The organism is Mesorhizobium sp. M7A.F.Ca.AU.002.02.1.1, from assembly GCF_003998535.1.
Taxonomy (GTDB): domain Bacteria; phylum Pseudomonadota; class Alphaproteobacteria; order Rhizobiales; family Rhizobiaceae; genus Mesorhizobium; species Mesorhizobium ciceri.
The window spans coordinates 1-8312 of sequence record NZ_RZPB01000216.1 but is presented as its reverse complement, the minus strand read 5'-3'; the positions used below and the strand labels follow the sequence as shown (position 1 = coordinate 8312).

General features: G+C 60.9%; 8 protein-coding genes and 2 pseudogenes. 4 read left to right on the top strand and 6 right to left on the bottom strand.

Features of this window, described 5'->3' with window-relative positions:
- From EN879_RS15400 to EN879_RS15385, 4 genes and pseudogenes are all read left to right on the top strand, one after another.
- Positions 1–673 (top strand): annotated as a pseudogene (locus tag EN879_RS15400) (ABC transporter permease); the annotation flags it as partial.
- Positions 661–1647 (top strand): ABC transporter permease, encoded by a 987-nt coding sequence (locus tag EN879_RS15395; protein ID WP_013530293.1) that lies wholly within the window; start codon positions 661–663, stop codon positions 1645–1647. The pseudogene EN879_RS15400 and the gene EN879_RS15395, both read left to right, overlap by 13 nt.
- Before the next feature lie 11 nt (positions 1648–1658).
- Positions 1659–2672 (top strand): nucleoside hydrolase, encoded by a 1014-nt coding sequence (locus tag EN879_RS15390; RefSeq protein ID WP_082826727.1) that lies wholly within the window; start codon positions 1659–1661, stop codon positions 2670–2672.
- Positions 2669–3616 carry a nucleoside hydrolase gene (locus EN879_RS15385; protein ID WP_024502284.1) on the top strand — a complete coding sequence of 316 codons (948 nt, stop codon included), beginning with the start codon at positions 2669–2671 and terminating at the stop codon, positions 3614–3616. Before EN879_RS15390 ends, EN879_RS15385 begins: the two co-directional genes overlap by 4 nt.
- A 19-nt stretch (positions 3617–3635) precedes the next feature.
- Here the strand turns inward: EN879_RS15385 and EN879_RS15380 are convergent, their stop codons facing one another.
- The 6 genes and pseudogenes from EN879_RS15380 to EN879_RS15355 form a co-directional block, all read right to left on the bottom strand.
- Positions 3636–4778, bottom strand: coding sequence for a hypothetical protein (locus EN879_RS15380; RefSeq protein ID WP_063170099.1), 1143 nt, complete (start codon positions 4776–4778; stop codon positions 3636–3638).
- 219 nt (positions 4779–4997) lie between these two features.
- The gene (locus EN879_RS15375) at positions 4998–5537 is read right to left on the bottom strand and encodes a prepilin peptidase (protein WP_063170098.1); all 540 of its coding nucleotides are present in this window, start codon (positions 5535–5537) and stop codon (positions 4998–5000) included.
- 1 nt (position 5538) lies between these two features.
- On the bottom strand, positions 5539–6081 hold the full coding sequence (locus EN879_RS15370) for a tetratricopeptide repeat protein (protein WP_063170097.1): 543 nt from the start codon (positions 6079–6081) through the stop codon (positions 5539–5541).
- A gap of 52 nt (positions 6082–6133) precedes the next feature.
- Entirely contained in the window at positions 6134–7084 is a 951-nt protein-coding gene (locus tag EN879_RS15365) for a type II secretion system F family protein (RefSeq protein WP_063170096.1), read from the bottom strand.
- A gap of 18 nt (positions 7085–7102) precedes the next feature.
- On the bottom strand, positions 7103–8071 hold the full coding sequence (locus EN879_RS15360; protein WP_063170095.1) for a type II secretion system F family protein: 969 nt from the start codon (positions 8069–8071) through the stop codon (positions 7103–7105).
- Positions 8071–8312: pseudogene (locus EN879_RS15355) on the bottom strand (CpaF family protein); the annotation flags it as partial. The gene EN879_RS15360 and the pseudogene EN879_RS15355, both read right to left, overlap by 1 nt.

The window sequence follows — 8312 nt, the reverse complement described above, 5'->3', positions numbered from 1 at the left end:
CATCCCCGCCTATTTCCGCGCCCGCTACAACACCAACGAGGTCGTCTCGACGATCCTGTCGAACTACGTGGCGGTGCTGCTCACATCCTATTTCACCATCTTCCTGTTCAAGCGGCCGGGCGGCTGGTCGGAGACGCCGCCGATCCTGGCGACATCCTATCTGCCGGAGATCTTCACTTTTTCGCGGTTGAACTGGGGCCTGGTCATTGGCCTGGTGCTGGCGGTCGGCGCGGCCCTTGTCTTCCGCTACACCAGATGGGGTTACGGCGTCACGATGGTCGGCTCGGCGCCGAAATTCGCCGAATATGGCGGCGTCAACGTGAAACGGCAGGGCTTCCTGGTCCTGCTGCTTTCGGGGGCCGTCGGCGGGCTGGCCGGCGGCGTCGAGACGCTCGGCGTCCACCACCGCTTCATGGAAGGATTTGCTCCCGGTTTCGGCTTCGACGGGCTGATCGCCGCCCTGCTCGCCAATGGCTCGCCGGTCGCCACCATCTTCACCGCACTGTTCTTCGGCGCCCTGCGCAACGGATCGCTGCTGCTTGAGGTCGATACCAGCGCGTCGCGCGAAATCATCACCGTGATCCAGGCGCTGATCATCCTCAGCGTGTCGGCCCAGGTGCTGGTGAGAAAGCGCGGCGACAGCCAGGCAGGGGAGCGGCGATGGAAATTCTAGACAAGCTCATCAACGTCGCGCTGATCGCGGCGACGCTTCGCACCACCGCGCCCATCCTTCTGGTCGCGCTTGGCGGCTCGTTCACCACCAAGGCCGGCATCTTCAACATCGGCCTCGAGGGGCAGATGCTGGTCGGCGCCTTCTTCGCCGTCCTTGGTTCGATCTGGACCGGTTCCGCACTGGCGGGCGTCGCCTGCGGCGTTGCGGCGGCGCTCGTCTTCGCCCTGGTTTTTGCTGTCCTGGTGGTGAGCTTCAAGGCCAATGAAGTTGTCGTCGGGCTGGCGCTCAACATCCTGGCCGGCGGCATGACGATCTCGCTGATGAAAGCGATCTTCGGCACGCGCGGTTCGATCGTCGGTCATGGCATCGTCGGCCTGCCGAAAGTCCAGCTGCCCGGCGCCCGCGACCTTCTCGGCTCCTGGGCGCCGCTGATCTCCGGCTTCACGCCGCTCGTCTATGCCGCCTTCATCGCCGTGCCGCTGCTGGTCGTCTGCTACAACAGGACGCGGCTCGGCCTCTATATCCGCGTCGTCGGCGAAAAGCCGGAAGCCGCCGAGGCGCTTGGCATCTCGATCACCCGCGTCCGCTACATCGCATCCCTGCTGTGCGGATTGCTGGCGGGCCTCGCCGGCGCGCATCTGTCCCTCGGCTACATCACCATGTTCACCGAAAACATGTCGTCGGGCCGTGGTTTCATGGCGGTGGCGATCCTGATCTTTTCCAACGGCGATCCGCTGAAGGTGCTGGCCGGCTGCCTGCTGTTCGGCTTCGCCGATGCCTTTTCGTTGCGCCTGCAGACGTTTGGCTATCCGTCCTACCTGGTTCTCACCGTCCCCTATGTCGTTGCGCTGATCGCATTGTTCGCGCTGTCCTACCGGGCGCGTCCAAGGATCATCGCGGAGACGCTGGAATCGATGCGGAAACTGCTGTCGGTAGACAGGAACACCGAACCCGGCGGCAAAAATCCCCAGTGAAGGAAGCCTTTATGGAACGCATAATCCTCGACGTGGATTCAGCCGGCGACGATATTCTCGCCGTGCTGTTTGCAGCGGTCAATCCCAAACTCCGGCTCGAGGGCGTGACCACCGTGACCGGTGCGGCCGGCCCGATCGAACAGGTCACCAACGTCGTCCTCAACACGCTGACGCTCGCCGGGCGTGACGATATCCCGGTTCACGCCGGCGCGTGGCGGCCGATCGTCGGCAACGCCAAGGCCGACATGGAGGCGCCGGTGCATTTCGAAAAACGGCTTGTCGCCCGCTTCGGCGATCGCCTGAAGAAGTTCAACCCGCCGGCGCCGACGCCGGTGCGGCAGGCCACGTCGGGACATGCGGTCGATTTCATCATCGAGACGGTCATGGCCAATCCGGGCGAGATCACGCTGGTGACGACCGGCCCGCTGACCAACGCGGCGATGGCGCTGTTGCAGGAGCCGCGATTGACCGGTGCACTCAAGCGGCTGATCGTGCTCGGTGGCAATTTCCAGACGCCGGGCAACATCACACCCCTGTCGGAATACAACATCTGGGCCGATCCGGAGGCTTCGCGCATCGTGCTCAACGCCGATGTCGAGAAGATCCTCGTCCCCCTCGACATCTGCGAGGACAACCGCGTCGCCGACTCGATGCTGACGCGCGACGACATCGCCGACATGCAGGCCGTCGCCAAGGACAATCCCGTCCTTGAGATGATCGCCGACAGCTTCCCGATCTACATCGACATCTGGCGCGAATTCTTCGACCTCGTCGGGTTCCCGATGGATGACGTGATCACCGTGGCGCTGGCTTTCGATCCCGGCCTGGCGACGATGACCGAGCCGCTGTTCGCCGACGTCGTGCTCGACGGCAGGCTGGCGCGCGGCCAGACCGTCGCCTATCGCGGCCGGCAATTGCTGCCCGGCGGCGGGCCCAAGACCACCCGCATCTGCACCGGCCTGGACGGCCGGCGTTTCCTCGACGGCTTCAAGAAAACCATAGCGCGCTACGAGCGGGCGGCGTGAAAGACGACATGATGACCAAGCCAACTCCTATCCTGTTCGACTGCGACCCCGGCCACGACGACGCCATCGCGCTGGTCATGGCGCATCGCTCGCCGGCCATCGAACTCATCGGCGTCACCACGACCTGCGGCAATGCGGAAGTCGAGAAGACGACCGCCAATGCCTTGCGCATCCTGGAGTATATCGGCGCCGGCGACGTGCCTGTCGCGCAGGGCTGTCACCGCCCGCTGGCGCGCCCGCTGGTGCTCGGCACCGCCGATGGCCCGAGCGGGCTCGAGGGCTCGCCCTACCTGCCGCAGGCGACGATCAAGCCGGTTGACCAGCATGCCGTCGATTTCCTGGCCGACAGGCTGCGCGCCGCGCCCGAACCGATCCTGGTCGTTGCCACCGGCCCGCTCAGCAATATCGGCCTGATGATCCTCAAGCATCGCGACGTGCTGCCCAAGATCAAGGAACTGATCTGGATGGGCGGCGTGTTCTACCGCAAGAGCGAGATCATCACGCCGACCGAATTCAACGCGTTCTGCGATCCCGAAGCGCTGAAGATCGTGCTGGACAGCGGCGTGCCGATCCTGATGGTCGGCCTCGACGTCACCATGCAGGTGCTGATCGAGGCGCCGCAATATGCCGAACTCGCCACCATCGACACGCCGCTCGGCCGGCTCGTCAACGACTGGCTGCTGTTCTACGAGAAGCTGCACCGCAACTCGATGGGCGTCGGCGGCGCCATGCACGATCCGCTGGCGCTGGCGCTGGCCATCGACCCGACCTTGGTGCGCACTCGCCCTGCCCATATCGGCGTCGACCTGTCCGGCACCTACGCCTTCGGCGCGACCATCGCCGACTACTGGGGCGAGCGCGGTGAAAAGGACAATGCCCGCATCGCCCATGAGGTCGACGCGGACCGCTTCTTCAAGCTGATGTTCGATCTCCTGCGGGACTGAACATCCAACGGACTGAGGGTTAGCGGAACAGATATTTCGAGACTTCCGGGTTGCCGCGACGCCACATCACATTGTCCAGGAAGTAATGGTGCACGTTGATGAATATCCACGCGATGAAGAGGAAAAGCGACGAGCCGAGCACCTGTTTGTCGTAGGGAACCAGGGCACTTAGCGCCATCGGCACGAGCCAGAAACCGAGAGCACCGAGAATTGTGCCGGCGACGATGAATATCAGCACCCGCAGCCTGTACATCGGCCCAAGAATGGACAGCACCCTGAATTCCGGATCCTTGACGGCATCCGCGCGGTCGCGCTCGACATTGGTCTGGTAACGCCAGACCACCGCCAGATACTGCAACGAATGGAGCGCCGGCACCACGAGCAGCCAAAGCGGATTTAGGGCCACGAACAGAATCCAGGCATAGAGCGACACGACGTAAGCGACGACGCCGTTATACGGCAGCGCGCCGCCATGTTTGCGCCAGCGATTGACGAACATCACGGCGGTGGCCGCCGAGGAGGCAGCGGCGACCGCGAGCGCGATGTTGAGGAGCCAGGGCGGGACAGCGAATGTGTAGTAGTCCAGGCCCCAGTACTGCCTTTCGGTGATCACCACGTTTGTCTGGAGCCAGGCGAACAGCCACACGGCATATCCGTTGAACAGCAGCGCTTTCTTGTCCTGGTCGCTGAAGAATTTGCGCTTCAGCACCGCGTCCACCATCAGCATGCCATAGCCTTGCTTGACGTAGTGCCAGCCGACGAAAAAGCCCATCGCGTTGGTGGCATATCCCAGCAGGCGGGCGTTGCCGGTTACGGAGCCATAGGCGAAGAAAGCGACCATGATCATTGGGACGGCAATGCCCGCGATGATGTAGCGGATCTGGAGATTCCTGTCATATCCGTCGCCGCGCACCTTGCGCCCGAAATCGCGATAGAAAATCTGATACGAGTGGGCAAAATGTGGATGGTTTATCAGATTGGCGAGCAAGAGCATTACCGCCGCCACAACGCCCTCGTATCTAAGAGGCACAAAGAACAGGATCGGCAGGATCAGGAACGCGCTCCCGCCGAGCATGAAAAAATCGATGAACGGACCAAATAGATATTTCTGTGGAGGCGCCGCGACCGAGACCGGAGCATCCGCCGAAAGGTGAAGTGCCATGCTGCCTTCTCCCTGTGATTGTTTATCTAGCCATCAACCTGATAGGAATTTTTTCTTGACTCCCTGCACTCAGCTATGGTACATTTTTGTCCATGGTGCTGATTTGCGCCAGTGACCCGCCGCACAGGCGGGTTTTCGTTTGTTCCGTCAGCCAACGCGCCGGCGAAGGCTTCGGGGAAGTGTCGATCGCAGCGCGTTCAGCCGCGCGAACTGTCGAGGTCAGTTGAGCTGATTGAGGATCCCAGAACTGCTCGCCAGGATCAAGCTCTTGTAGATCAGGAACGCCAGCGTACAGATCGCGGCCAGCGAGGTCGGCACGCCGAACGGCACCACCCCCTTGCGGTCCAGATGCTGGACGATGAGCCGAAAAGCGCCCGCCGGCAGCAGGAATGGGTTTTTCACGATCGCGGCAGTGGCCAAGGCGAAAACCAGGAGCAGCACCGAAAACACCGCGAGACCGCTGCCGCTGATCAGGAAGGGCACGACTGCTATCAGCTTGACATCGCCGGCGCCGATCTTGCGCAAGGCCCAGAAGGGCAAGAGCGCGACGAACAACAGAAGCCCTGCACTGGTGCTCAGTCCCATGTCCCACCACGACCCGGATTGGAGCGACAGCAACAGCAGGCCCCCGGCGCCCAGACAGAGCAGCAGCAGCACGTCGCGATTGGAAATTTTCTGGGTGGTGAAATCGAGCCAGGCAATCCTGGCCAGCAGAGGGATTGCGAGCACCTTCAGCAGCAGCGCTTCGGCAAGCAACATGCTAGCGCTCGACGTTCTGCACGCTTGACGACAAAAGCTTCAGATTGTTGGCGACGGTCGGGTCGTTGGGCGCCAGCTCGTAAGCCTTGAGGAAGTTCGAGCGGGCATCCTGTAACTTGCCGCGCAGCAGGTAGGAATAGCCGACATTGTTGTAATATTCGGGCGTCGCGCCGCCCAGCTTGAAGGCCCTGGCATAGGCCCGGTCGGACAGGTCGAAGCGGTGGATCCGGTCGGTGCAGGCGGCCAGCCCCATCCAGGCGTTACCATCATTGGGTGCCAGTTGCGTCGCCTTGAAGAACAGTGCGCCGGCATTGCCGTAATTCTCGGCGCGGAACTGGTTCTTGGCTTCCGCGACCGCCTGGTCCGAGGCATAGTATTCGACGTCGCCGACCGTTTTCAGTCCGTCGAAAGCATCGCCAAAAGACGTCACGTCGCCCTTCGACGGCTCGTTGGTGCGCACGACACCGTCGGTTGTGTCCGCCGTCTGGCAACCGGCAAGCACCGCCATGAGCAGACAGGCCGCGGCCGCGATAACCCTCTTCATACGTCCGTCCCCTGGGCCCCCGACTCACATTAGGGCCAAATGATATACTAAACTAGAAGAAAACGCCTCTCATGCGAATGATGACCGGCAACATGATCACCACCATCACGACTGGGAATATACAGAGACCCAACGGAATCATCATCTTGACCGGGAGTGAATTGGCGCGCTCCTCGGCACTCAGAATTCTCTGACTGCGCATTTCGGCGCTATAAACACGCAAGGCATCGGTGAGGCTGGTGCCGAGTTCTTCCGATTGCCGGAACAGCACCGCTAGTGCCCGCGCCTCCTCAAGGCCTATGCGATCGGCGAGTTCCCGTAACGCCTCCCGCAACGGCTTGCCGGCGCGCAGTTGCAAATTCATGATAGACAGTTGGATCCCCAGCCACTTGTGGGTGGCAGCCATTTCGTGACTCACACGTTCGACCGCCGCCTCAAGGCTCATGCCTGCATCGGCGCATGTGATCATCATGTCCATGAAGTCGGGAAAGGCACGGCGATAGATTCGTTTCTGACCATTCTCGAAGCGATCGAGCATGATGCTCGGAATCACCATGCAGGCCAGGCCGAACAAAGCAGAGCCGGCAAAGGTTATGAAACCAGGCAGCTGTGGTGGAAGGACCCGCGACAGCAGGGCATAGATGGCCAAAAACCCAATGCAGACTGCAACCAGACGGGACAGGGTGTAAACCAGCGGTGCACTTGATTTGTAAAAGCCGGCACGAAAGAGCTTCGCCTCCAAAGCATTCGGCTCATCGCGCTCCTTTTCGATCGACTTGAAGTAGGCGTCGACTGGCCGTTGTGCCGCAAGCTTGGCAAGCACGTCCTGTCCAAGCATTGACCGGCGGTCTGTAATTCCTTCGCCCATCAGGCTCTGCGCGACGAGCTTTCGTGTTTGCAGAGCCGGCAGGAAGACGAGCGCACCGAACAGGAAAAAAGATGCCGCCGCCGCAAACACGACGATAGATACCAAGAAACCCAGATCCTGAATATTCGAAAACAATTTTATTCGTCGCCCCTGTTAGAAATCAAAATTAACCATTCGATACATGATGAAATCCCCCAACAAAGCCCACACCCCGAATACGGTGAAGACTGGGAAAATGAGCTGATCGTGCCACACGCCTCCATAATAGGAGGGAGCAAGAAGTTGAAGGATCAAGAACATGACGAGCGGAAACAGTGATATAATCCAGGCCGATACGCGCCCTTCAGCGGAAAGCGCCCGAATTTTCATTCGAAGCTTTTGCCTTTCTCGCAGTACCGAGGATAGGTTGGACAAGATTTCGGTCAAATTACCGCCGGTCTTGGCCTGGATCGACAGGGATACCGACAGCAACTGAAGACCCTCGAAGCCGACACGCTGCGAAAGCTTTCGCACAGCCTGCTCGATGCTGAGACCGAAAGTGATCTCATCGGAGACGATGCCGAACTCGGTGCCGAGCGGATCCGGCATTTCGCGCGCGACCAGACCGATGGCGACCGAAGCCGGGTGTCCGGCGCGCAGCGAACGAACGATCATGTCGAGCGCGTCCGGCAGCTGTTTGGCAAACTTCTGGATTCGCTTGTTGCGGGCGCGCCGGAGGACGAGAAGCGGCAGGACAAGCCCTACGACCAGAAAGATAAGAAGCGACGCCAAAGCGGAAAAATTGAAGAGTACCAGGAGCAACGCCATCGCTAGTCCGACGAGCAGGAATGTCGCGGCGAACGTCAGGGGATTTCCGGTGATGCCGGATTGAGTATAGAGTCTGTTCAGCCACACCATTCCAAAAAGAAAGTCGCCGGAGTCAGTGAGGCCACGCTCCCGCAGCAATCCCTGTAGCGTTTGTTCGGCCGGGACGTCGCCAGCGAGCCGCTTCAATCGGCGATTGACTGCTAGAGACCGAGAGCGGCGGCCGGCAAATGAAAGATAAAGAGCTTCGCCGGCGAGGATGACCGAGGCTGCCGCCAGCATGTAGATGAAGTATAGCAGAGCTTGACCAGTCGGCATCAGAGGGCAACCTGCGGGTTGAAGGCGTCCTTGGCAAAATGATGGCCAAGCGTCGCCGCCTCTGGAGCGAAGCGCGGACGGACACCGGTTGCGCGAAAGTCTCCGACGACCTTGCCCTCGGCCGTCACCTCACGGCGGACGAAATGATAGATTTCCTGAAGCTGCACGACATTGCCCTCCATGCCGGTCAGTTCCGATATGGAGGTGACACGCCTGCCGCCATCCGAGAGACGCTGTGTCT